The sequence below is a fragment of the Campylobacter sp. BCW_6877 genome (assembly GCF_001762445.1).
Lineage (GTDB): Bacteria > Campylobacterota > Campylobacteria > Campylobacterales > Campylobacteraceae > Campylobacter_D > Campylobacter_D jejuni.
Genome location: NZ_MJWW01000063.1, coordinates 33818 through 56207 on the forward strand (window position 1 = coordinate 33818; position 22390 = coordinate 56207).

The following is a 22390-nucleotide window of genomic DNA, read 5'->3' on the forward strand; positions in this document are numbered from 1 at the left end:
CAAAGCAAGGTAAAATCTTTATTTGAAATTTTTATTTTTATCAAAAGCGTTCTAAAAAAGCCAAATTTTGCTTTAAATTAACTAACACGCATTTTAACGCCTTAAAATATCATTAAAATACAAATAAAAAAAGGCGTTTAATGCAAAAAGAATTTTTAAACATTGATGAGGTTTTGCAAATTTTAAACATTAATTCTAAAATCTATTTGAGTAGATATTTAAAGAAAAATGGTATAAAAGTATTAAAAGGAAAAGCTAAACCCTATCCAAAAGATGAAATTTTAAGACTTGCTAAAAAAAGACAAGATGAAAATCATTACAATTCTAAACAAAACGAAGTTATTTTGTATATTGATGAAAATTCGATAAAAGAAAAGCCAAAGGCAAATAAAACAGAACAAATACAAACGCAAGATGATTTTAAGCCTTTAAATTTAGAAACCATAGAGCAAGAACTCACACAAAAAACTATCAAAGATTTAGAAAATTTAGGCATCTATAATCCTTTAGAAAATGATATTATTAAAACTTATGTTAAAAATCTCATTTTTTTAGAATGCACAAGCAAGGAAATGGAGAAAAAAGGTTTTACAACAAGCACAGATAAAGGAACGCCTATTGTAACGCCTGAACTTATAGCTTTTAATTCTTTGACTAAAAATGTTATAGGCTTAGCAAAAGTTTTAGGCATAGGCTCTCCAAATCGTGCAAGGCTAAATTTAAAAGATAAAAAAGAAAAATCAGCTTTTGATGTGCTTTTAGAAGATGAAAGTTAAATTATGGATAAATTAAGAGCAAGAGAAGATATATTAAATTACGCTTTAGCTTATATTAAACAAAAAAACAAAGAATTTGAAAACTCGCCCTTTTATATTGATGAGAAAATAGCTAAAAAAGCGGTTTTGTTTATCTCTCTTTTAAAGCACACCGATGGCGAATTAGCCGGTAAGCCCTTTCAGCTTTTAAATTTTCAAATCGAGTTTATCATCGATATCATCGCCACTTATTCTAAGGAAAAAAACGCCAGAAGATACTCTTACGCTTTGCTTTTTATCCCAAGAAAAAATGGTAAAACCGAGTTAATCGGAGCTATTTTGCTTTATTTTTTATTTATTGATAAAGAAAAGGGTAAAAAAATATATTGTGCCGCAAATGAAACCGAACAAGCAAAATTAGTTTTTAATGCTGCTTCATCTATGGTAAGCCAAGAAGAAGAATTAAATAAAATGTGTTATCAATATAAAACCTATAGAGAAATACGCAAAAAAAACGCTAAATTTGAAGATTTTATAAAGGTTCTAACAGCTACAAGCGAGACAAAAGACGGCTTAAGACCTTATGTTTTTATTTACGATGAGCTTCACGCTGCTAAAAATGGGGATTTATATAAGGTTTTAGAAGAAGGAACGGCAAGTCGTGTAAATTCTTTATGTATAGTCATTTCAACAGCAGGATATAATCATTTTGGAGAGATGAAAAAGCAATATGATTATTGCAAACAAGTTAAAAATGGCATTATAAACGACCCATCAACTTATGCAAAGATTTATGAGCCTGATGCTGATGATGATTGGAACGATGAAAAAACTTGGATCAAAGTTAATCCTGCTTTGGGTTATGGCGTAAAGCTTGAAAAATTAAGAGAATATTATCAAAAAGCTTTAGCAAACGCAAATGATGAGGTGAGTTTTAAAACAAAACATTTAAATATATGGACTTCAAATGCTACTTCTTTTATAAAAGATGATGATTTTTTAAAATGCAGTTTTAAAGAACTTGATTTAAAAGGCGATGTTTATGTTGGACTTGATCTATCTGCTACTACTGATTTAACTGCTTTAGCTTTAATTTGCGAAGTGGATAAAATCTTACATGTGGATTTTAAATTTTATGCACCAGAACTTAGTGCAAGAGAGAGAAGTAAAAGAGATAAAGTGCCTTATTTAGAATGGGCAAAACTTGGCTTTTTAACTCTAACGCCAGGTAATAGTGTTGATTATGACTATTTAATTAACGATATCTTAGCTCTAAATAAAAAATTAAATATCAAAATGATAGGTTATGATCCATGGAATAGTTTAGAAGTAGCCAAAAAGTTAAGTGATGAAAATATAGAGTGCGTTCAGATTAGACAAGGTTTTGCAAGTATTAGCGAACCTTTAAAAGAATACCAAATCAGAGTTTTAAAACAAACTTTAAATCACAATAACAATCCTATTTTTAGATGGTGTAATTCAAATTTAGTTATTGATCAAGATGCAAGAGAAAACATAAAGCCTGATAAGAAAAAATCAAGTGAAAGGATAGATGCAATTTCGGCTTTAGTCACTGCAATCGCCACTAAAAACAGCATAGAAAAACCAAAAATCAATGTTTATGAAAAAAGAGGTATAAGGTTTTTATAGCTTTTAAGATATAATATTGTTTAAAATTTAAAAAGGTGTTTTATGATGAAGTTTTTATATTTAGATGATAGTGGAAATTCGGGCTTAAATTTAGATGATGCAGAACAACCACTATTTATTTTAGGTGGCGTTGTAATTGATACAGAAGAATGGCAAAAAATTAATGAAGAAATTGAAAACATTAAGGCAAAATACAAGATACAAGATGAAATACATGCAATTGAGATTACCAATTCTAAAGGAATATTTAAAGAATGGAGTTTAGAAAAGAAAAATAACTTAATCAAAGAGCTTTTAAATATTATAGTAGAATATAAGCTTAAAATTATATTCTTTAAGGTTATCAAGAAAAATTATAAAGCATACTTTGAAACACATTTTACACAAGCTCAAAACAAAATGCTTAAAATTCCACCTTATATTTTGGCATATTCTTATGTTTTACAAATTTACGAACAAAGTCTTAATGATGATGAAAGCAATGGAATTGTAATTTCAGATGAGCAAGATAGTGATATTTTAGCTGATAACACTCTTAAAATTCTAAGGGTCATTGATGAGCCTGATATAAAAATTAAAAAAATCATAGAAAAGAATTTTTTCATAAATTCTAAAGAAAGTAATCTTATACAGCTTGCGGATATTTGTGTTTATCATATTAAAAGATATTACGAAATGGAAGTTAAAGAAAATATTAGCGCTAAGAGCAAAGAAAACAGAGAAATGTTTTTTAAGATTATTGAGAATAATGTTTACAATCTTAAACTAGATCCAACACAGCATAAAATTTTAGGATTTTTAATGAATGATTTTTAGTAAACTTGACGAGCCAAAGCTAAAAGCTTTTGTGCTATACAATGACAACACATTTAGCCCGTCACTAAAATTATAACAAATTAAAATTAAAAAATTATAACACGCACTTTAACGCCTCAAACTTTTTCTAAAATAAGTAAAAAATAAAGGTTTTGTATGTTCAATAAAATAAGATCATTATTTACAAAAAAAGCACGAAATAATGAATTTGTTAATAGCTTAGAAATTTTATTAGAAGATAAAATAAAAGCTGAGGAGCTTTCAGCAGTAATTGCCGCAATCTCAAATATTAGCGAGACCATAGCATCTTTGCCATTAAATTTATATCAAAGAACAACTGATGGATCAAAACTAGCCTCTAATCACCCCTTATATGAACTCATCAAAATCGCACCAAATGAAACAATGACACCTTTTACACTCTTTGAGGCTTTTATGGTACAAATGCTAATTTATGGCAATGGTTTTTTATATCCTGTTAAAAAAAGAAACGGGGTGATTAATTCTATAGAACTCATAGAAAATAAAGACATTAATATCTTTAAAATGAATGGAAAGTATTTTTATCAAGCTTACTCAAAAAATGGCAGTATTGTTTTAAATTATGATGAGGTTTTAAATGTGCCTTATCATACTAAAGATGGAGTAAAAGGTATCGCACCGCTTAGAAAAAGCAAAAATACCACAGAACTTGCAACAGCTATAGAACAGCACGGACTTAGCTTTTTTAAAAATGGAAGTTTTACAAGTGGCGTTATATCTGTACCAAATGAATTAAGCGAAGAGGCATATTCGAGATTAAAACAATCCTTTAAAGAAAATTATAGCCAAAAAAAAGCTTATAATATTTCTATTTTAGAGGGTGGAGCAAGTTATGCACAAACTACAAGTGCGAATAAAAATAGCCAGTTTTTAGAAAGCAAACAATTTCAAGTGATAGAAATCGCAAGACTTTTTAATATCCCACCGCACAAACTTGGAGATTTAAGTCGTGCGACTTTTTCAAATATCGAACAACAAGAGACAAATTATATGGTGCAAACCATAACACCTCTAACAACTAAAATCGAACAAGCCCTAAATCGCTTTTTATTAAACCAAAATGAAAGAAAAGAATTTTATTTTAAATTCAATATCAACGCTATTTTAAGAGCTGATAGTTCTTCAAGGTGGGAAAGCTATGTAAAAGCTTTAAGTAATGGCGTGATGAGTATAAACGAAGTAAGAGCCTTGGAAGAAATGAACCCAATTGATAATGGAAACGATCATTTAATACCGCTTAATCTTGCCAAAATAGATGAAAAAGACACACAAAAAGGCAATCAATGATAGAAGTAAAAGGCTTGAACGAATTAATGAAAGATTTGCAAAGCATAAGTAAAAAAGCTTTGCCAAATGCGGCTAAAAAAGGAGCTTTAGAAGTAGCAAAAGAAATCACAAATGATTATAAAAAGAATATTCCTAAACAAAGCGGACTTTTAAAGCAAAGTGTTAAGGCAGTTTCTAGTTATACTTTAGAAAAAGGTGTTTATCGTGCTGCTTCGGTTGTTTTTAGAATGAAAAAAGTAGGTATAAAAAGATTTGAAAAATTAAAAAATGCTAAAAAATGGACACAAGCAAAGAAAAATGAGAGAAAACAAAGAATGGATTATTTTGCGAGTGCGTATTATGCTCATTTTATAGAGTATGGATTTTTTCATAAAGGCGGAGTGAAAAAAAGTGCAAAAGGAAAACCAAATATAAGCGGAAAAAACACTTTTGTAAAAGGCACTTATACCATGCAAAAAGCAAAAGAGAAAATAGACCCAAAAATGCAAAGCTTGGTTACAACAAAACTAAATGCTGAGTTAGACAAATTAGGATTTTAAATGAAGGAATTTTTAAGCGATTTTTTAATGGGACTAAGCAAGGAATTAAATATAGAAATTTACCCACTTTCAAGGCAAAAAACAAAGCTAGAAAAAGCATTTTTAATTTATGAAATCACAAGCGAAGAATTAAATTTAAGTATAGATGATAAAATCTTAAGCAAAGAATTAGAAATTAATTTGAGCCTTTATACTCCAAAATACAAAGATTTAAGAGAGTTAAAAAGCAAAATTGAAAGTTTTATTTTAAAATTTTATAAAAAACCTATTGAAATTTTAATACATGGAGAAGATAAAGATGAAGAGAGTGGATTTTTTACGAGTGAGATTTTTATCACTTATCGTTTATAAATTTCTTTTCTATGTCCTACTTCAAGACAAAGAATAGTTAATTTTTCATCATTATTTAAACAGATTAAGCGATAATCATTTATCCTATAACGCCACAAGCCTTTTAAATTTCCTTTTAATGCTTTGCCTTTTTGATTTGGACTTTCTAGGCTTTGTATTTCTTCTTTCCATTTTTTGATTTGTTTTTGAACTTCTTTATCTAGTTTTTTAATTTGCTTTACTGCTTTTTGGCTAAAATCAATTTGTATCATAAACCAAGCTCTTTAAAAAGCTCATCAGCACTAATGCTTTTTTTACCGCTTGCTAAATATTCTTTATAAGCAACTTCTCCTATTTTTGCATCTTCTAAGTCTTCTAAAAATTCCATAATTAAAGCTTGAATAATTTCTTCTTTGCTTGTATTTCTTTCTTTGGCTATGTTTAAAAAAGCTTGTTCTTTTTCGCTTGATAATTCTATATTTAGACTAAGCATTAAAATTCCTTTTTTTGAAAATTATAACAAAAAATTAGAAAATAAAATACAAAAATATAGTTTTATGAAAAATATCTCTTAATACGCATTTTAACGCCTTAAACTTTTTATAAAATCTCCTTACATTACTTATATAAGGAGAAAAGATGTCAAAAGACAAAATAATTACAGATGCCCCTGATGTGCAAGGGCTTAGAGTTTTAGTTTTATCTCGTGCTATGGAAAGTTTAGGAAAAGAAGCTATTCAAGCAGGATTTTTAACAAGTATTTCAGGTCTTAAAGGTGGAACTAGAGAAAGTCAAAAACTAAGCCCAATCAACGATAGAGATTATGAAGAAATCAACGCAGTAGGCAAAAAAACTTCAGCTACTGTAAATATGAATTTACTTTATAAATTTGTTAAAGATGGTAATTTAGAAAGCTATGAGGGGGTAAATTATCTAGAAAAAGCTTTTGAAGAAAATGAAGAAGTTTTTATCATTGTAGAAATTAATGATGAGAGAAAAACCACGCTTAAAATCAAAATGAAATTAACAGGCTTTGAGCTTCAAAGCGAAGCAAATAATAAATTCAGTGCAAATATCACAGCAGAAAAAATAGGCGAAGCTAAAGACATCACACCTTTTAGATTTGAAGAAAGTCAAAATATAGAACACACTACAAAAGCTTTAAATGTGGGCGATGTGATGAGTGATAAAAAAGGTAAAATTATTTATTTTTACCCAAAAGAAAGCACACTTGAAAAACCAGAATTAAACGATGAAAGAATGGTTTATGTTTTTGATGAGGTGCGAGGTGTTGTACCAAATCCTAGTACACAAACTTTTAACGAAAACAATGAATTTATAACCACAAAAGAAGCTGATAAAGTTTGGGAAAAAGAAAATGATGAAAATATTATCCATGAAAGCACAACCGAACCAGAACAAGGGCAGACTTATGAGGAATTAAAAGGAAAAACATTATATTTTTATCCAAATGCCTTAACACTTCTTTATCCTGCAAATGAAGATATTCGCAAAAAATACACCATAGATCAAAGCTCAGGCATAGCGAGTGAAGCCACAATGCAAACTTTTTTAAATGGAAAATTTAGCGATGCTTTAAGAAAAGGAGGTAAAAAATGAAATTCAATGACTTTTTAAAACAACATTCTTTAAGAGAAAAAGAAATTTTAATCGAAGGTATTGATGAAAAATTCACAATTCGCCAACTTTCTATGCTCGAACAATTAGAGATTATGGAAAAAAATGGCATAGAAATACAAGAAAATAAAGATGATAAAATCAGCATCGATTTTATTAAGAAGAATTCAAATTTTAGAAAAGAAATCATCTTAAAGTGTTTAGTAGCTCCAAAAATCGATGAAAAAACCTTTGATAATCTCAATCAAGAGGGTTTAAACATTATCGCAAAAGTCGCAGACGAAATTTTAAAATTCACAAATGAAGTCCCAAAGCAAGAGAGCAAGGGCGATTAATTTATCGCCTTGCCCTTGCATTAGGAAAAACCATAGGCGAGTTAGAACAAAGTATAACACAAAGTGAGTTTAACGAGTGGATGTATTTCTTAAGCACCGAGCCTTTAGCAAGTGATAGAAACGAAATGCAAATGAGTATTTTACTTAATATGTTAGCTTCTTTTATGGGTGTAAAATCGACTAATGAAGACTTTTTATTATGCTCTCATTTAAAACATACTAAGCAAAATACTAACGAAAATCAAAAAATCGATATTAAAAAATTACAAGATGACTTTTTAAGTCTTTTAGGATAGATGATGATTTATTTCTATATTGAATTCTTTTTCGTTTGGATAATTTTGCAAAATTTGCTTAAATTCTTTTGTATAATCATCGCCAAAAGCATTATTTTTGATAGCAAATTCCAAAGCAAAAGCACTTATAAGCACACTTTTACCTTGCTTTGTTTTTATGAAATTTTCATGAGCTTCTTTAAAGGCGATAAGCTCTTTTTCGCAACTTTTATAATCATTAAGAAATTTTTCATTTTTAAATATTTTTTGGCTTTTGCTCCACATCAGAAAAAAGACAAAACAAATAAAAACAAAAGCAAAAAAATTAAGCTCTATATATGGAAAAAACATAATTTAAAAACTCCATTTTTTATCTTAAATTCTACTCAAAAAAACTAAAAGGAACATAAATGGCTAAAAATGTTAAAATCGGCGTTAGCGTAGATACAAATAGCGGTGTGGCGAGTATTGGAGGTTTAAATAAAAGTTTTAATCAATTAGGAAATGCTACACAAGCGACAAATAAATACATAAAAGATATAGAAAAGAGCTTTTTAGGACTTTCAAAAAGCGTAATTGACATGAACGCCCATTTAACACAAGCTTATCAGGGTTATAAAACTTTAGCACTTGATGTTTATAATTTTTCAAATTCTTTCATAGAATTAAACGCACAATATGAAAAAACAAAGAAAAATATTGCTTCTTTGATCGCGGTAAATTCATCAAATATAAACTCTATGGGTAAAAGTTTAAAAATACAAGAAAAATATCAATTATCTTTAAAACAAAGCGAAAAAACTTTAAAACAATTTAGTATTTTATCACAAAAATCAGGCTATGCAGTTTCCGATCTTGCTGATATTTTTCAAAGTTTTTATTCGGGCGTTTCTAAAAATATGAATTTTGATGAAAGTATAAAAAGCTTTGAAAATTTAATGCAAACTTTAAAAATATCAGGTTTGGGCGTAGAGCAACTTAAAATGACAATAGATGGTTTAGGAAGTGGTGCTGTGCTTTCTAGTTCAGATTTGGGAAGATTTTTAAAACAAATAGGACTTACAAATGAAGCGATTAAGGAAGCAAATGCAAATGGTAGTCTATATGAGCTTATTATGAAAAAAACAAGCGAAAATGTAAAAGTTGCAGAACTTGCTTTAGGCTCTTATGAAGATAATATCAAACTTTTAAAGTCTAATGTAGATAAATTTAAAAGAGAGTTAAGCGAACCTTTGTTTGAAGCAATTAATAAAAATTTATCCGAATTTAATACTTTTGTAGCACAAAATGAAAAAGAAATTCAAAATTTCATCAAAACAATACAAAGCATAACTCCTTTAATTATAAATATAGGTTTGGCTTACGCAGGATTAAAGGTTTATTCAAAAGTTTCAGGTATTTTAACAAAGGGTTTTTTAAATTTTAAAAACTCAATCATAGAAAGCACAAATGTACTTTATAGGCAAAGAGTACAAATGCTTTCTAATACTCAAAGTATAAGTACAATCAATAAAAAAACTTTACTTTTGGGGCAAGGTTTTAAATCTTTAGCCAACTTAGCAAAACGAGCTATACCTTTAATTTTAATAGAAAGACTTTTAAGTGTAGAAAGTTCATTAGAAAAAATATATGAAAAGACCGACAAACTTAATTCCGCTTTTAAAAGAAAAGTGGAAATTATGGATATTGATGAGCTAAAAAAATATAAAAAAGATTTAGAAAAAGAAATTGAAACTATTCAAAAAGTAGGACAAAATGTTAATTTAGTGGGAAATGTCTTAAGTGAATATACCTTCGATTTTATAGGTGAAGGCTATAAAAATCTTAGGTTAAAAATGGAAGAAACGTATAAAGAAATAGGTTTACAAAGAGAAAAGAGTTTAAAAGATATCGCATCAGAAGCAAATGCACTTGAGAAATTAGCTTTAATTAATGAAAAAATTAAAAATACAGAAAAAAGCGAAGTAAAACTACAAAGCATAGAAAAATTCAACAAAGAAACAAGTGATGCTTTATCTTTGGTTTCAAAACTCAAAATTCCTGAGCTTGAAAACGAAAAAATAGAAAAAACAAGCAAAGCTATAGAACAACTTAATCAAAAATTATTAGAGCTTGTTGGTATGGATGGTTGGGAAAATAATAACGCTTTAGTTTCGCAAATAAATATCATATCAGATGCTTTGGCAAACGCAAATGCTTACGAAGAAGCAAATAAAAGAATAAAGATAGAGAAAAAAGCACAAGAGGCAAAAAAACAATACATAGAAAGGCTTAAAGAACAAAATGAAGCCTTAAAAGAAATTTCACAAATAGGCATGAGTGAATACGATAAAAAATTAAGCCAAATTAATGAAAAATTAAAAGCATGGAAAAAGTTAGGCATTGATAAAAACAAATTAAAACAAGCAGAAGAAAGCCTTAAAATTAATCTTGATCTAGAAAGTGCAAATAAAGACTTTGAAGATACTAAAAATTTAATGATTGAATTTTACGAGAGTATTGAAAATAAGCAGGAAGCTTGGGCATTAAAAGAAATTGAGCTAAGAGACAAATACAGCAAATTATTAAGTGAAAATCTCATCAAAGAAGAAGATTTTAAAAAGATGATAAAAGCCAATAAAGACGCTTATTTTCAAATGGGCAAAGACAGTAAAAAAGCCATGAGCGAAGTAGAAAAAAACTATAATCAAATGATAGCAAATATGCAAAAAACGATAGAAAGTAGCTTTTTTGATGTTATAAATGGGAAAATAAAAACCTTAAAAGATTTGTTTAAAGATTTAGGAAAAACCATTTTACAAGATTTTTTAAGTCCTTATATTTCATCACTTAGTGGCTTTTTATCTAAGGCAGGAGCTGGAGTATTGAGCGGTTTAATGCCTAATTTTGCTTTTGGTAATGTGAATTCACACTCGCAAACGAATGCTTTTAGCTCAGTTGTTGAATTTGCTAAAAATCAAGGTTTAAGCTTAAATAGTGATGGCAAATATCAAGGTGTGGTTAATGGTGTTGAGGTAGTCATGGATAAAACAGGCACCATAGAAAAAGGAAATAATGCTTTTAATAATGTGAGTAATATTATAGAGGGTGCAAGTAAATTAGATGGCATTATGAGTGGTGAATGGATAGATAAAGCGGGCGCCACTTATGATAAAGTTATGGATTGGTTTGGCAGTAGTCAAAATGCAGGAAGTGAAATAAGTTTTAGTGATGCTTTAAATGCGGATGGTTTTAGTGATTTTTTAAGTTCAAGTTCTGATATTAGCACTACTATTGAAAATTCAAGCACAAATATTATAGATAGTATAGGCAATGGCTTTAATTCTTTATTTGATAATTTACAAGGTTATATCAATTCAATAGGCACTTTTGGCAGTAATCTTTTAGCTAATGGTTCAGCTTATTTGGCAAATTTTTTAGGACTTGGTGCAAGCTTTACAAACGGTGCTTCTTTGGCGGGTATGGGATTAAGTGGTGCAAGTAATGCTTTATCTCTTGGTTTTGGTGGGGGCTTGGGCTATATAGGTGGCACTTTAGCTAATGCAGCAATGGGCGGACTTCTAGGTTATGGCATAGGAAGCTTAGGAGATTGGCTTTTTAAGGCTGATACTCACGCAGGAACAGGTGGTGCGATAGGTGGTGCATTAGGTAGTATTATAATGCCTGGCATTGGAACTATAGTAGGTGGGCTTTTAGGATCAGTCATTGGCGGTATTTTTGGAAAAACCAAAGTAACAGGAAGCGGCTTACAACTTTGGGAAAATATAAATTTTAGTGATTTTTTTACAAATTCTAATTTGCAAGGTTATGTAGACTATCAAAAGAAAGGATGGTTTAGTAAAAAAAGCTGGACAGAATATAATAATTTAAGTGATAAAAAAATTAAAGAAATCAATCGTGTTTTAGAAAATCAATACGCAACACTTGTAAAATTAAATGCCAATTTAGATAAGTTTGAATTAGTAGCTGGAAAATACGCTAATAATTCTTTATTTGATACGGCTTTGCCTACTGCACTTTTAAAAAGCTTTTTAAATATCGATGATAAAAGCGAAATCGATGCACAAATTGTAGCAATACAAGAAAAGGCAAAAGCAAATAATATAAGCTATGCCCAGCAGCTTTCTAATCAATTTGGTACTTTTATGCAAATGCAAACTAGCATTTTAAATCAAATTTATAAAAATGATCCAACAAAACAAGCAAAACTAGCTTATGATGATACCATGTATGCTTTAAAAACTGCGATGAGAAATGCCACAGGTGGATTTAGTCTTTTTGGATTAAGTGAAGAAAGCTTTAAAGATTTAGGACAACTTAGTGCCGAAGCACTTAATAAAGCTTTCAATGAGAGCTTAAGACAAGATTTTAGCCCTGAGAATTTAGAAATTTGGCAACAATTAACACAAGCTTATACGCAAGCACAAGAACAAGTTAAAAATCTTTTAAATTCTATCATACAAAAAACACAAGAACTTATGCAAATCAATCAAAGCTTTTTAAGTGCTAATGGTATTTCAAGTAGTATTTTTGAAGTTAATCATCTAATGAATTCTTACGCAACCTTAATGAGCGGTTTAAAAGATGATTTAAATGATAGCGAAAAAGAAATGCTAAAGGATATTTTTAGTGCTAATGATAAGCTTTTAAGTTTAGGTTATGAGGGTTTAAATGAATTTTTAAGCACGGGTAATACTGAACTTAGAAAACAGCTTGTAGATATCATTACACAATTTAAACAAATAAGCGACAAACAAGGCGGTTTAATCTTTTCAAGCGAACATTTAAACAAACTCGCTGAGGTAGAAAAGCTTATTAATGCGTATGAGAACAAAGATGAAAGTAAAGAAGCAGATCAAGTAAGGTTAAATGAAAATAATAAACTTTTAAGTAAATTAAATAGCGAACTTGGTATTTTAAGTTCTTTGGGTTCTTTTAGCACTAATTTAATCAATCAAAGCATAGCTACAAGCGAGAGCGTGGCGCTAAACTACGATAAAATTTTAAAACAAGCTAAAAATGATTTTAAAAATGGCAATCTTACAAGTTCAAGCTTTAGTGCCTTGCAAAACGCTGCAACGCAAAAAGCAAACGAGATCAAAAATCAAGCTTCAAGCTTTGCAGAGTATCAACTACAAATGCTTAAAATGGCAAATGAAATGAAAGATTTAGGTGGTGAGGCAGATTTAAATTCAATACAAGATAAAATAGAAGCCATTACAGAAGAAAATAAAAAATTACAAGAAAAGTTAGATCAAACTTTAAAAGACACTTCTAATATGACTTTAGAAGAGTTAAAAGAGTATAAAAAAACTCTCATTGCGCAAAGTGAAGCAGAAATTGCAAAAATGATCGAGTATTTAGGCGAAGAAAGCCCTATGGCTAAATATTTACAAGAAACGATTAAATCTATAAAAGATGGCGCCTCTCTTACAGAAACAACGCTTAAAAATTTAGAATATGCACTTTTGCAATATCAAAATAATCAGGCAAATATAGATAAAGATTTAAATAATGAGATTAAAAATCCTTACAAAAAAATGAAAGCTTTTGCAGATGGCGGGATAGTTACACGCCCTACAAATGCTTTAATTGGAGAGAATGGTTATCCTGAGGCTGTAATTCCTTTAAAAAATGGCAAAGGTTTAAAAATCGATGCAAGTGGAGTTTTTGAAAAAATAGGCATCGCTTTTGAAAAAGCTATTAATAAAGGTTTTAATTCTTTTGAAGAAAAACTAGACTTAATCGCTTCAAAAATTGACAATGTAGATAAAAGTGTAAAAAGAGCAAATATGGATTTAAGCATTTTAACTAAACAAACTAGAGAAATTGCAGAAAATATTTAATAAGGAAAGAAGATGACTATAATTAAACCTTTAGAATTTGAAGTTTTACAAAATTTAGCTAAAAAAGATGAAACGCCTTTATGGGATAAGGAAGTAAGTTATAAAAATAATGAAAAAGTGCAATTTAAAGGTTTTGTTTGGGTAAGCGCAAGTGATGAAGATACGCATGAAGAACCTGATGTGTATTTTGATAAATGGGTTAAATTTGCACCCATCAATGAAAATGCTTTTTTTGATGATGAATTAAATACTCAAACAAAATGTGATAAAGCTTGGAGTGTAAAATTGAAAGTAGATGGGGTATTTGATACTTTAGCATTTTTAAATTTAGATGTTTCAAAAATAAAGATAGAAACATTAGATGGCAAAATCATTTATGAAAAATCAATGTATTATAAAAAATCTCGCACTTGGTGGGAATATTTTTTTAGCAAATTTAAAGTCAATAAAGAAGATTTTGTGTTTTTACCTTATCCTATTAACTCAGAAATTTTAATAAGTTTTGAGCCTGCTAAAATAGGGTGTAATGTAGGACATATTTTAATAGGAAAAAAAGAATTTGCAGGTGTTACAATCTATCCTGCAAATAGCACTTATATAAATTACTCAAAAACTTCAACAAATGAATGGGGAGTAACAAATGTAGTAACTGGTAAGAAAGCAAAATACTTAGAATTTATAGTTGCTGTAGAAAAAAAAGACTTTGATTATTATGATGATTTAATAGCAGGACTTTATAATACTAAAGCCTTATTTATAGGAGATGAAAGCGAATTGGGCTTTAAAAAATTAACTACTTTTGGAATTTTAAAAGATTATTCTGCACCTTTAGAGGATCAAGATTATATGCAATATAAACTAAATATTCAAGGTTTGATTTAAAAAATAAAAAATATCTTCTAACACGCACTTTAACGCCTTAAAAATTTTCTAAAATCCTTATAAAACTTCAAAAAAGGATTTTAAAATGAGTTTTAAAAACATAAGAGCAGATACCGCAAGACTTAGAAGCGTTAGCGAAGAAAATATGTCTTTAAGCTTTGTCATGGTTTCAAATTCTAATGCTTGTTTGCGTTTTGATTGGGAGCTTGGAGACTATATAGAAGAGCTTGATGTAAAAGGTGCGAGATTTGAAAATCTTAAAACTCTTTTTAAAGATCATAAACCAAGCGTAGATAATGCTATCGCAAGAATTGAAAATATAAGAATTGAAAATAATGAGTTAGTTTGTGATTGTATCTTTGCCAAAGACGAAAAAAGCTTAGATATCTTTAAAAAATATCAAGATGGAATTTTAAGCGATGTGTCAATTGGTTATAGAGTTTTAAAGCAAGTTGTAGATAAAAAAAGTTCGCCTAAAAGGGTTCTAGTTACAGAGTTTGAAATTTTTGAACTCAGCGCTGTTTGGAAAGGTGCGGATAAAAACGCTAAAAAACGCTTTGAAGAAGATGAAGAAAAAAAGAAAATCAAAGCCTTAAGTGAAGCTAGAGAGCGAGAACTTAAACTTTTAGAAATATCAATTTAAACAAGGAGAAAAAACAATGCAAAAATTAAGACAAGAAATAGGAAATTTACACGAACAAATGGTGGCTTTATTAAATAAGGCTAAAAACGAGCAAAGAAGCTTTAGTGCTGAAGAAAACACAAAATACGAAGCTTTAATGCAAGATTTTGAAAGTAAAAGAAAAGAACTCTCAAGAGCTGAAGCAGAGCTAGAAAGAGAAAAATATTTAAATGAGGTTGTAAGCCCTGTTTTAGGACAAAATCCTAAAGGAGAGGATGAAGATTTAAATGAAGAAAATCATATGCGTTCTTTTGTGAATTATTTAAGAAATGGAAGTATTGACAATATTTTAAAAAGAAATGTTTTAAATGAAAGCACAGCAGAGCAAGGTGGGATTTTAGTCCCTACAACTTTGCAAAGTAAAATAAGAGAAAAATTAAATGATCTTAGTGTTATTAGAAAGATTGCTACAGTGCAAAAAAGCTCTAGCAATCAAATTATACCTGTTTTTGATGAGATGGGTGAATTTTCTTGGCTTGGCGAACAGGAAAGCTTTACTGAAGTTAGTGCTAAATTTAGTTCTTTAAGTATAGGTGCACATAAGCTTGGCGGTATTATTAAAATCAGCGAAGAACTCTTGAGTGACAACATTGCAAATCTTGAAAGTTTTATAGTGCGAAAAGCCGCTGAAAAGATTTCAAAAACAGAAGAATTAAGTTTTATTAATGGAGATGGAAATAAAAAACCAACAGGACTTAAAAATGCTAAAAAAGCGTTTACACTTGCTTCAAATCAAGGTATTACAAGCAATGATATCATAGATGCTTTTTTCAGTTTAGACAGTGCTTATCGTAAAAATGCCACTTGGCTTGTAGGAGATGAGTTTATGAAAGCTATTTATAAACTTACAGATAATGATAATCGCCCATTGTGGCTACCTGCTTTAAGTGCTAATGGCTATGACACAATTTTAGGTAAAAAGGTAGTTTATTGTTCTGGTGTTGATGGTTTTGGTGCAAGCAAAGTCCCTGCATTTTTTGGAGATTTTAGTTTTTATGAAATTTGGGATAGATCAAGTATGAGTTTTACAAGACTTAATGAGCTTTACTCTCAAAATGATTTAATAGGTATTAAAGTGCGTTTAAGACTTGATGCAAAGCTTATGGATAATTCGGCAGTTTGTAAAATTGTATGCCCTGCTTAAAGGATGGAAGATGAAAAAAGTAGTTTTCAAGTGTTGTTTAAGCGGTAATATTTTTTATAAAAAAGGCGATGAGGTTTTACTTGAAGATAGTGAAGCCTTAAGGCTCTTAGAAAAAGGCATTGTGGAAATCGTGGAACAAGAAGAACAAAAACAAAATACTGATGAAAAATCAAATACAGATAAAAAGCCACAAGAAGATCAAGAAATGCAAGAAAAGCCACAAAAACAAAACGAAAAAGAAGATAAAAAAGGTAAAAAATGAGATTAAAGGCATTAAAAGATAGCAAAAAAGAACTCATAGACATTCAAGAATTAAGAGACTTTTTAAGAATTGATAGCGATGTTTTTGATGCAAATTTAAAACAATTTTTAAAAGCTGGAATGAATGAATTTGAAACAAGAACCAATCGCATTTTAGCTTTAAATGATTATGAAGTTGAATTTTTTAATGAAAGGGTGATTTTAGCTCCTTTTAATGCTTTAAAAAATGCAAATTTTAAAGCCGAGTTTAAAACAAATGGTGGTGTGCTTTATGCAATAGGTTGTGGGAATATGATTGTAAATTTAGGTTTTGAAGAATTGCCACAAGACATAAAATTGTGGCTTAAAAATTATGTTTTAATGGCTTTTGATGGTGTGAGTATGCCTAAAATTTCAAGTGCTTTAATCACTCGCTACAAAATAGCTTATTTTTAAAAGGCAATGGCAATGAAAGCAAATGGATTTAAGCATAGAGTTAAAATTTACAAAAAAGAACAAAGCAAAAATGAGTTTTTAGAAAGCGATTTTACGCAAGATTTACTTTTTAAAGAAGTTTATGCAAGTTGTAAAAATCTAAGTGCGGATGTTAAAGAGTTAAATAGTGGCTTATCTTTAGTCGCTACGCATGAATTTGAGCTTAGATTTTTAGAGCTTGATTTTTCTTATTTTCTAGTTTTTAGAGATGAAAAATATGAGATTGTAAGCTTGGAAGATGAAAGCCAAAACAAGAAATTTTTAAAAATAAAAGCAAGGAAATTTCAATGAATAAAATATCTTTCATTAATACTTTACCTAAAGCACCTGATATGGCTAATCCTGTTGATTTTGATAAGGATGCTAATAACTTTGTTAATGCGCTTGTTCCTTTTTCAAAAGAGATTAATGATTTTATTAAAGATATAAATATATTAAGTGCTTCCTTGATAGAGCTAAACTCTAATATGATCTCTTATACTAATTTGGCTTTAGAGCAAATTGACAGTAAAACAAATATAAATATCTTAAAAATAGAAAATTTTTGCAAAGATTTTCAAAATGTTTTAGAGCAAAAAGCTAAAGAAAGATTAAAAGAATTTACCGATGAATGCCTAACCATAGTTGAAAACAAAGGCTATGAGATGATAGAAAGATTAAATGATAATGGCGTTGGAGCTGATTATATCGCTATTTCTCAATCTCTGGCTCATAGCTTAAGCTTAGAACGCTTTATTATGGAAAGAGGTTTTATTAAACTAAGAAAAGAAGAAGCCCTAAATTTAGATGATGTGAATTTGAGTTTAGAAGAACAAAGAAGAGATATAAACCTTGCTCAAAAAGCTTTAGAAAATATCACAAACATACTCTCTTCACAAAACGAAATTAATTTAACTTTAAAAGGAGAAAACAATGCTTGATAACTCAAAAATAAGAAGCACAGAGCTTTATGCTACGCTAAGTCAAGCTACTAAGGATGTTACAGCCATAAGAGAGTGGCTTTATGCTTCAAAAGATAGGATTGATGAGCACATTTTAGAAAATTTAAATGCTTTTGATGAAAAAGTAAAAGAAGCTTTACAAAACTATGAAAACTTAAGCGATGAAAAACTTAATATGCTAAAAGAACTTTATAAAAAAGTGGTTTATCCTTTTGATTATGTAAGTGATGAAGAACCTACAATGCCCAATGTGAATGAAACTTGGTTTAAAACTGATGAGGCTAAAATCTTTAAATTTATTAAAAATCCACAAATCACTTTCTTACAAAAAGAAAGACCTAAAGAAAGAAAAATTAATGATATTTGGTTTAAGCCTATGGATGATGTTAATTTACAAGTAGGCGAATTTTATCTTTGTGAAAAAGTGTTGAAGAATGAAGCTTGGATAAATCCATCCTTGCCTGAGAATTTAGAACCTGCATTTAATCAAGAAGAAGCTCCACAAAATGCAACGCTTGGCGATATTTGGAAAAAAGGGGATGAATATTTTGTTTATATTAAAACCACAAGTGGCAATTCTTGGACTAGCCCTGAAAACCCAAGCGAATATACACCTACTTATGAAAGCGAAGAAGAACCAAGTGAGGCAAAACTTGGCGAAATTTGGAAAAAAGGAAATGAGTATTTAATCTATGCAAGAGTGACTAACGATACAGCTTGGATTTTAAAGTCTGATCTAGGGCTTGATGCTTTTATTTGGTTTAATGATATGAATAATATTTCTTATAAATTAGATTTCATAATGGAATTAATTGATTATACCATTTCTCAAAATAATCAAAGAAAAGAAAGTATTATAAATGCTACTAAAGAAATTGATAAACTTAATGCTGATATTAAAGATTTAAAAGAACAAATTTCACAAAAGCAAGAACAAGAAGAAGACGCAACGCAATTAGAAGAGCTAAAAGAACAAAAACAAAACGAACTTGTGCAAAAACAAAACGAACTTGAAAATTTGACAAAAAACCATCTTTTAGTCAATCGTGGTTTTTTAGATAATATAGTTAAACAATTAGATGTTAGAGATGAAATTAAAAATTACCTTTTAAAAAATGATTTTAATACAGAAATTGCCAAATATGTTACTTTAGCTACTAATCAAACCATTACAGGAGCTAAAGACTTTACCAAACTACCTACAAGCTCGACAAAAGCTACAAAAGATAATGAACTTGTAAATTTAGCGACTTTAAAAGAACAAGTGTCTTTGCTCGATGGTAGTGGGCTTTCTTTGAAAAATGCAGAACTTTTAGCATTGATAGGGTTTAATACTTATCTTGATGGAACTTCTTTATATAAAATTCACTCTATTGCAAGTGGTGTTATATATACAAATACAAACGGAACTAAAACGCCAATTGAAATAGAATTCTCATTGCTTAAAAACGAATTTACATTATTAAATACAATAGAAATTTATATCAACAATTCTTTAATTAAAAGAATAGATAAAAATACAATAACTGGATTATATATCCCTGCATTTACAGCGATATTAAACCCCAAAGACACCTATCATCTAGCTTTTAACAAAGATACAGAAAATAAAACACAAATGACAGCGAAAATTTTAAATATTAAATAGGAGAAAAAATGAAATATTTTATAGACAAAAACAATAATAATCAAATTTATGCTTATGAGGATGAAGTGAGCAATGAGCAAATTAAAACAGGCTTAACACCTATTAGCGAAGAAGAGTTTAACTCTTTAATAAATCCTCCTAAAAGCGAAGAAGAGCTTTTAAACGAGGCAAAAGAGTTAAAAATCAACGAGATTAATACAAAAAAAGAAAATATTCTAAATGGTGGATTTTCTTTTAAAGGTAAAATCTATCAAAGTTCTAATGAAGATCAGTTAAGAATTAATGGAGCAGTAACCAATGCTCTTGTTAATCCTAGTTTAATTCCTTATATTGATTGGATTGCGCTTGATAATTCAACTACAAGATTTAGCGTAGATGAGTTTAAACTCTTTGCAAGTAGCATGGCTTATTTCGTGCAAAAAACTATCTTTAAGGCAAGTGCTTTAAAAGAAAAAGCTAGAAATGCACAAAGCAAAGAAGAACTTGATTTAATTGTTTGGGAGAGTAAAGAATGAATAACTTAGAAAACAACACTAATGTTATTTTATTTGCAGGCAGTGCTATATTAGCTTTTTTTTATCAATTTTTAGCGTATTTTAAAATAGAAACAGCTCAAGTTATTGTTTTGCTCATTGTTTTTAGCTTTTCAGGTATAGCCTCTATGATTAAAACTTTAGCTCTAAGAAAAAATTTTAGAAATTTTTTAATCACAGATATTTTAAGTAAAACTTTAATGTTTTTTGTGCCTTTTATCTTAGCTATTATGGCTAAGCAAATCAGTGTTTTTTACTATCTTGTGGATTATTCTTTTAGCTTTTTAACCATAGGTGAGTTTTTAGCATTTTTAATCAGTGTCCAAAGCATTAGGAAAAAAGAAGATATTAAAGAAATGGACTTTTATAATCTTTTTATAGAAAAATTTAAAAATATAGCAAACAAATATTTAAAATTAGAAGGCGATAAAAATGAAAAATGAATTAAAAAGGGTTTGTGTAAAACCTTATGATAAAGATAGATTTGAAGTGATACAAGATTATGAGTTTATTTTACCAAATTACAAAGGCATTGTACCACAAGGTTTTAAAACTGATGGAGCGAGTATTCCACGCCTTTTTTGGTCTTTGTTTCCACCTTTTAAAAGTGAGTATTTTAGCGCTTGTGTTGTCCATGACTATTTGTGTATAAATGCAAAATCAAGAGATGATTATAGGCTAGCTGATCTTGTTTTAAAAGAAGCAATGCAAGCTTTAGAAATAAATAAATTTAAGATTTTTGTTTTTTATTGCTCTTGTAATTTATTTCATCAGATCAAATGTTTAATAAAGGGGATAAGATGAGCGTGGATTTAAGAGAAATTGCCATAAAAACAGAAGAAATCAATAAAGATTTTAGTGAAGCTTTAGAAATTTTAAAAGAACTTTTTAAAAATGGAGTAAAACCAAGCGATGAAAGTATTAAAAATGCTATAAATGAAGTTTTAACAAGTTTTAACTTTATAAAACAAAGTGAATTAAAAGAAAAACTAGAAGCCTTGCTAGAAGAGCTTGACATCAATGCAAATATCAATGAAGAGAGTTTAAAAGAAGTTGTATTAAAAGTTGTTTTAGAAAATCAAGAAAGTTTAAAAGGTGATAAAGGAGATCCTTTTACTTATGAAGATTTTACAGAAGAACAGCTTGAAAATTTAAAAGGGCAAGATGGAGCTAAAGGAGCTGATGGTAAAAGTGCTTATGAACTTTGGCTTGAAAATGAAGAAAACACGGGAAAAAGTCAAGATGAATTTTTAGAAAGTTTAAAGGCTCAAACACCAACAAAAGAAGAAATTAAACCTATTATAGAAGAGATGCTCGAAGATATGAAATTAAATTTAGGCATTAATGGAATAAAAGTATCTAATTCTATTCCCACTCCAAAAACAAAAGCTAATGTTAATGATTTAATTATAACTTATAATGAAAATGTAAAACAACTTTGGCTTTGTGTGGCAAGTGATGATAAATACACAAGTTGGATTAATTTGCTTGGAAATGAAAATATTACAGCACAAGAGTTGATTATTATTAGTTTTGATACAAATTTAAATAGTGGTCAATATGGCGGATGTTTAAGTGATTTGCGTTTTGGTTTTGAAAATTCTTTAGCAAGCACTACGCAAATTATAAAAGGACTTAATGAAGGCAGTTTTTTAATCACTAAAGATGGAATGGGTTTAAAATCTAAAAATTATACTGAAGTTAGCGTTCTTTCAAAACCAAGTAAAAATCAAATAGAAGGAAATATCAAAACGAGCGGAATTTATAATGATCCTGCTTGGCATAATATTACCAATGCTTTAAAAAAATATGATGGCAATGCAAATGAATGCTGTCTTTGGGCTTCTAATATAAAAAATAGTGTAAGTATAGAGCTTTTTACAAATGAAATTCCTATGAGTCTTTTTTATAGGCAAGCTGGATATTATGGAAATGTCAATCTTTCAAATATAAAAATGCAAAAAGCCCTTAGAGTTCAAAATGAAATTATAGTCGAGAGAAGCTTTATAGGAATAAAAAAAGAAATTGATAAAACTACCTATGGTGATAATGCTTTTTTATTTGAATTTGAAGAAGAAAAATGAGTTTAAATCTAAAAATAAAATACAAAAAATAAAAAGAAAGGAATTATAATGAAAATAACAATTAATAGAAGATATACTGGTAAAACTTGCGTTATTGGCAAATTTAAGGTTTTAGATGATGAAGAAAAAATTCTTTTTGAATGCTTTTCTTTGGAAGAAGATAAAGAGGGTTTAGAAAGTGGTAAAGATTTAAGAATACCTGAAGGAAATTATAATTTAAAAAGACAT

General features: G+C 29.0%; 26 protein-coding genes. 23 read left to right on the plus strand and 3 right to left on the minus strand.

The window, feature by feature from the left end:
- Positions 1–140: 140 nt before the first annotated feature.
- From AJ936_RS09620 to AJ936_RS09645, 6 genes are all read left to right on the plus strand, one after another.
- Positions 141–776 carry a P27 family phage terminase small subunit gene (locus AJ936_RS09620; RefSeq protein WP_052805372.1) on the plus strand — a complete coding sequence of 212 codons (636 nt, stop codon included), beginning with the start codon at positions 141–143 and terminating at the stop codon, positions 774–776.
- 3 nt (positions 777–779) lie between these two features.
- Positions 780–2405, plus strand: a complete 1626-nt coding sequence (locus AJ936_RS09625) for a terminase large subunit (RefSeq protein ID WP_011049938.1) — start codon at positions 780–782, stop codon at positions 2403–2405.
- A gap of 42 nt (positions 2406–2447) precedes the next feature.
- On the plus strand, positions 2448–3221 hold the full coding sequence (locus AJ936_RS09630; RefSeq protein WP_052949205.1) for a DUF3800 domain-containing protein: 774 nt from the start codon (positions 2448–2450) through the stop codon (positions 3219–3221).
- 156 nt (positions 3222–3377) lie between these two features.
- Positions 3378–4550 carry a phage portal protein gene (locus AJ936_RS09635; RefSeq protein ID WP_002788272.1) on the plus strand — a complete coding sequence of 391 codons (1173 nt, stop codon included), beginning with the start codon at positions 3378–3380 and terminating at the stop codon, positions 4548–4550.
- The gene (locus AJ936_RS09640) at positions 4547–5089 is read left to right on the plus strand and encodes an HK97 gp10 family phage protein (protein ID WP_002800770.1); all 543 of its coding nucleotides are present in this window, start codon (positions 4547–4549) and stop codon (positions 5087–5089) included. Before AJ936_RS09635 ends, AJ936_RS09640 begins: the two co-directional genes overlap by 4 nt.
- The gene (locus AJ936_RS09645) at positions 5090–5440 is read left to right on the plus strand and encodes a hypothetical protein (protein ID WP_002788276.1); all 351 of its coding nucleotides are present in this window, start codon (positions 5090–5092) and stop codon (positions 5438–5440) included.
- Here AJ936_RS09645 and AJ936_RS09650 read toward each other — a convergent pair.
- Together AJ936_RS09650 and AJ936_RS09655 are read right to left on the minus strand one after the other, a co-directional pair.
- Positions 5428–5691, minus strand: a complete 264-nt coding sequence (locus AJ936_RS09650; RefSeq protein WP_002869971.1) for a type II toxin-antitoxin system RelE/ParE family toxin — start codon at positions 5689–5691, stop codon at positions 5428–5430. The genes AJ936_RS09645 and AJ936_RS09650 overlap by 13 nt on opposite strands.
- Positions 5688–5912, minus strand: a complete 225-nt coding sequence (locus AJ936_RS09655; RefSeq protein WP_002869970.1) for a DUF6290 family protein — start codon at positions 5910–5912, stop codon at positions 5688–5690. The genes AJ936_RS09650 and AJ936_RS09655 overlap by 4 nt, the downstream gene beginning before the upstream one ends.
- A 146-nt stretch (positions 5913–6058) precedes the next feature.
- Between AJ936_RS09655 and AJ936_RS09660 the strand changes: the two genes are divergently transcribed.
- The 3 genes from AJ936_RS09660 to AJ936_RS09670 all read left to right on the plus strand — a co-directional run bounded on the left by AJ936_RS09660 (position 6059) and on the right by AJ936_RS09670 (position 7688).
- Positions 6059–7039, plus strand: a complete 981-nt coding sequence (locus tag AJ936_RS09660; protein WP_070274501.1) for a hypothetical protein — start codon at positions 6059–6061, stop codon at positions 7037–7039.
- Entirely contained in the window at positions 7036–7392 is a 357-nt protein-coding gene (locus AJ936_RS09665) for a hypothetical protein (RefSeq protein WP_002788281.1), read from the plus strand. Before AJ936_RS09660 ends, AJ936_RS09665 begins: the two co-directional genes overlap by 4 nt.
- Positions 7393–7472: 80 nt before the next feature.
- On the plus strand, positions 7473–7688 hold the full coding sequence (locus AJ936_RS09670; protein ID WP_002788282.1) for a hypothetical protein: 216 nt from the start codon (positions 7473–7475) through the stop codon (positions 7686–7688).
- Here AJ936_RS09670 and AJ936_RS09675 read toward each other — a convergent pair.
- Positions 7680–8018 (minus strand): hypothetical protein, encoded by a 339-nt coding sequence (locus AJ936_RS09675; RefSeq protein ID WP_070274503.1) that lies wholly within the window; start codon positions 8016–8018, stop codon positions 7680–7682. The genes AJ936_RS09670 and AJ936_RS09675 overlap by 9 nt on opposite strands.
- A gap of 59 nt (positions 8019–8077) precedes the next feature.
- Here AJ936_RS09675 and AJ936_RS09680 point away from each other — a divergent pair, with 59 nt between their 5' ends.
- The 14 genes from AJ936_RS09680 to AJ936_RS09745 form a co-directional block, all read left to right on the plus strand.
- On the plus strand, positions 8078–13513 hold the full coding sequence (locus AJ936_RS09680) for a hypothetical protein (protein WP_070274505.1): 5436 nt from the start codon (positions 8078–8080) through the stop codon (positions 13511–13513).
- Between the two features lie 12 nt (positions 13514–13525).
- Positions 13526–14395: a hypothetical protein gene (locus AJ936_RS09685; RefSeq protein ID WP_002788286.1), complete on the plus strand. Its 870-nt coding sequence runs from the start codon at positions 13526–13528 to the stop codon at positions 14393–14395.
- 85 nt (positions 14396–14480) lie between these two features.
- The gene (locus AJ936_RS09690; protein ID WP_002788287.1) at positions 14481–15038 is read left to right on the plus strand and encodes an HK97 family phage prohead protease; all 558 of its coding nucleotides are present in this window, start codon (positions 14481–14483) and stop codon (positions 15036–15038) included.
- A gap of 16 nt (positions 15039–15054) precedes the next feature.
- Positions 15055–16221: a phage major capsid protein gene (locus AJ936_RS09695; RefSeq protein WP_070274508.1), complete on the plus strand. Its 1167-nt coding sequence runs from the start codon at positions 15055–15057 to the stop codon at positions 16219–16221.
- A 10-nt stretch (positions 16222–16231) separates the two neighbouring features.
- A complete protein-coding gene (locus tag AJ936_RS09700) occupies positions 16232–16483 on the plus strand; it encodes a hypothetical protein (RefSeq protein ID WP_002788291.1) in 252 nt (83 codons plus the stop codon).
- The gene (locus tag AJ936_RS09705; protein ID WP_002788293.1) at positions 16480–16917 is read left to right on the plus strand and encodes a phage gp6-like head-tail connector protein; all 438 of its coding nucleotides are present in this window, start codon (positions 16480–16482) and stop codon (positions 16915–16917) included. Before AJ936_RS09700 ends, AJ936_RS09705 begins: the two co-directional genes overlap by 4 nt.
- A gap of 12 nt (positions 16918–16929) precedes the next feature.
- The gene (locus AJ936_RS09710) at positions 16930–17247 is read left to right on the plus strand and encodes a head-tail adaptor protein (RefSeq protein WP_002788295.1); all 318 of its coding nucleotides are present in this window, start codon (positions 16930–16932) and stop codon (positions 17245–17247) included.
- A complete protein-coding gene (locus AJ936_RS09715; RefSeq protein ID WP_052775429.1) occupies positions 17244–17876 on the plus strand; it encodes a hypothetical protein in 633 nt (210 codons plus the stop codon). The genes AJ936_RS09710 and AJ936_RS09715 overlap by 4 nt, the downstream gene beginning before the upstream one ends.
- On the plus strand, positions 17869–19545 hold the full coding sequence (locus tag AJ936_RS10665; RefSeq protein ID WP_250540939.1) for a hypothetical protein: 1677 nt from the start codon (positions 17869–17871) through the stop codon (positions 19543–19545). The genes AJ936_RS09715 and AJ936_RS10665 overlap by 8 nt, the downstream gene beginning before the upstream one ends.
- Before the next feature lie 8 nt (positions 19546–19553).
- Positions 19554–20060, plus strand: coding sequence for a DUF4376 domain-containing protein (locus tag AJ936_RS09725; RefSeq protein ID WP_070274510.1), 507 nt, complete (start codon positions 19554–19556; stop codon positions 20058–20060).
- Positions 20057–20521, plus strand: coding sequence for a hypothetical protein (locus AJ936_RS09730; protein ID WP_002801917.1), 465 nt, complete (start codon positions 20057–20059; stop codon positions 20519–20521). Before AJ936_RS09725 ends, AJ936_RS09730 begins: the two co-directional genes overlap by 4 nt.
- Entirely contained in the window at positions 20511–20882 is a 372-nt protein-coding gene (locus AJ936_RS09735) for a DUF1353 domain-containing protein (RefSeq protein WP_052774271.1), read from the plus strand. Before AJ936_RS09730 ends, AJ936_RS09735 begins: the two co-directional genes overlap by 11 nt.
- The gene (locus AJ936_RS09740; RefSeq protein WP_057981351.1) at positions 20879–22162 is read left to right on the plus strand and encodes a hypothetical protein; all 1284 of its coding nucleotides are present in this window, start codon (positions 20879–20881) and stop codon (positions 22160–22162) included. Before AJ936_RS09735 ends, AJ936_RS09740 begins: the two co-directional genes overlap by 4 nt.
- Before the next feature lie 48 nt (positions 22163–22210).
- The coding region (locus tag AJ936_RS09745; protein WP_222555544.1) for a DUF5675 family protein at positions 22211–22390 on the plus strand (180 nt) is incomplete at its 3' end.

Excerpts from the sequence above, each read along its gene's own strand:
- AJ936_RS10665 (WP_250540939.1), top strand. The coding sequence starts at position 17,869 with ATGCTTGATAACTCAAAAATAAGAAGCACAGAGCTTTATGCTACGCTA.
- AJ936_RS09680 (WP_070274505.1), top strand. The coding sequence starts at position 8,078 with ATGGCTAAAAATGTTAAAATCGGCGTTAGCGTAGATACAAATAGCGGT.
- AJ936_RS09620 (WP_052805372.1), top strand. The coding sequence starts at position 141 with ATGCAAAAAGAATTTTTAAACATTGATGAGGTTTTGCAAATTTTAAAC.
- AJ936_RS09740 (WP_057981351.1), top strand. The coding sequence starts at position 20,879 with ATGAGCGTGGATTTAAGAGAAATTGCCATAAAAACAGAAGAAATCAAT.
- AJ936_RS09625 (WP_011049938.1), top strand. The coding sequence starts at position 780 with ATGGATAAATTAAGAGCAAGAGAAGATATATTAAATTACGCTTTAGCT.
- AJ936_RS09670 (WP_002788282.1), top strand. The coding sequence starts at position 7,473 with ATGTATTTCTTAAGCACCGAGCCTTTAGCAAGTGATAGAAACGAAATG.
- AJ936_RS09675 (WP_070274503.1), bottom strand. The coding sequence starts at position 8,018 with ATGTTTTTTCCATATATAGAGCTTAATTTTTTTGCTTTTGTTTTTATT.
- AJ936_RS09735 (WP_052774271.1), top strand. The coding sequence starts at position 20,511 with ATGAAAAATGAATTAAAAAGGGTTTGTGTAAAACCTTATGATAAAGAT.
- AJ936_RS09685 (WP_002788286.1), top strand. The coding sequence starts at position 13,526 with ATGACTATAATTAAACCTTTAGAATTTGAAGTTTTACAAAATTTAGCT.
- AJ936_RS09730 (WP_002801917.1), top strand. The coding sequence starts at position 20,057 with ATGAATAACTTAGAAAACAACACTAATGTTATTTTATTTGCAGGCAGT.
- AJ936_RS09655 (WP_002869970.1), bottom strand. The coding sequence starts at position 5,912 with ATGCTTAGTCTAAATATAGAATTATCAAGCGAAAAAGAACAAGCTTTT.
- AJ936_RS09690 (WP_002788287.1), top strand. The coding sequence starts at position 14,481 with ATGAGTTTTAAAAACATAAGAGCAGATACCGCAAGACTTAGAAGCGTT.
- AJ936_RS09650 (WP_002869971.1), bottom strand. The coding sequence starts at position 5,691 with ATGATACAAATTGATTTTAGCCAAAAAGCAGTAAAGCAAATTAAAAAA.
- AJ936_RS09705 (WP_002788293.1), top strand. The coding sequence starts at position 16,480 with ATGAGATTAAAGGCATTAAAAGATAGCAAAAAAGAACTCATAGACATT.
- AJ936_RS09710 (WP_002788295.1), top strand. The coding sequence starts at position 16,930 with ATGAAAGCAAATGGATTTAAGCATAGAGTTAAAATTTACAAAAAAGAA.
- AJ936_RS09715 (WP_052775429.1), top strand. The coding sequence starts at position 17,244 with ATGAATAAAATATCTTTCATTAATACTTTACCTAAAGCACCTGATATG.
- AJ936_RS09645 (WP_002788276.1), top strand. The coding sequence starts at position 5,090 with ATGAAGGAATTTTTAAGCGATTTTTTAATGGGACTAAGCAAGGAATTA.
- AJ936_RS09700 (WP_002788291.1), top strand. The coding sequence starts at position 16,232 with ATGAAAAAAGTAGTTTTCAAGTGTTGTTTAAGCGGTAATATTTTTTAT.
- AJ936_RS09630 (WP_052949205.1), top strand. The coding sequence starts at position 2,448 with ATGATGAAGTTTTTATATTTAGATGATAGTGGAAATTCGGGCTTAAAT.
- AJ936_RS09660 (WP_070274501.1), top strand. The coding sequence starts at position 6,059 with ATGTCAAAAGACAAAATAATTACAGATGCCCCTGATGTGCAAGGGCTT.
- AJ936_RS09640 (WP_002800770.1), top strand. The coding sequence starts at position 4,547 with ATGATAGAAGTAAAAGGCTTGAACGAATTAATGAAAGATTTGCAAAGC.
- AJ936_RS09635 (WP_002788272.1), top strand. The coding sequence starts at position 3,378 with ATGTTCAATAAAATAAGATCATTATTTACAAAAAAAGCACGAAATAAT.
- AJ936_RS09695 (WP_070274508.1), top strand. The coding sequence starts at position 15,055 with ATGCAAAAATTAAGACAAGAAATAGGAAATTTACACGAACAAATGGTG.
- AJ936_RS09665 (WP_002788281.1), top strand. The coding sequence starts at position 7,036 with ATGAAATTCAATGACTTTTTAAAACAACATTCTTTAAGAGAAAAAGAA.
- AJ936_RS09725 (WP_070274510.1), top strand. The coding sequence starts at position 19,554 with ATGAAATATTTTATAGACAAAAACAATAATAATCAAATTTATGCTTAT.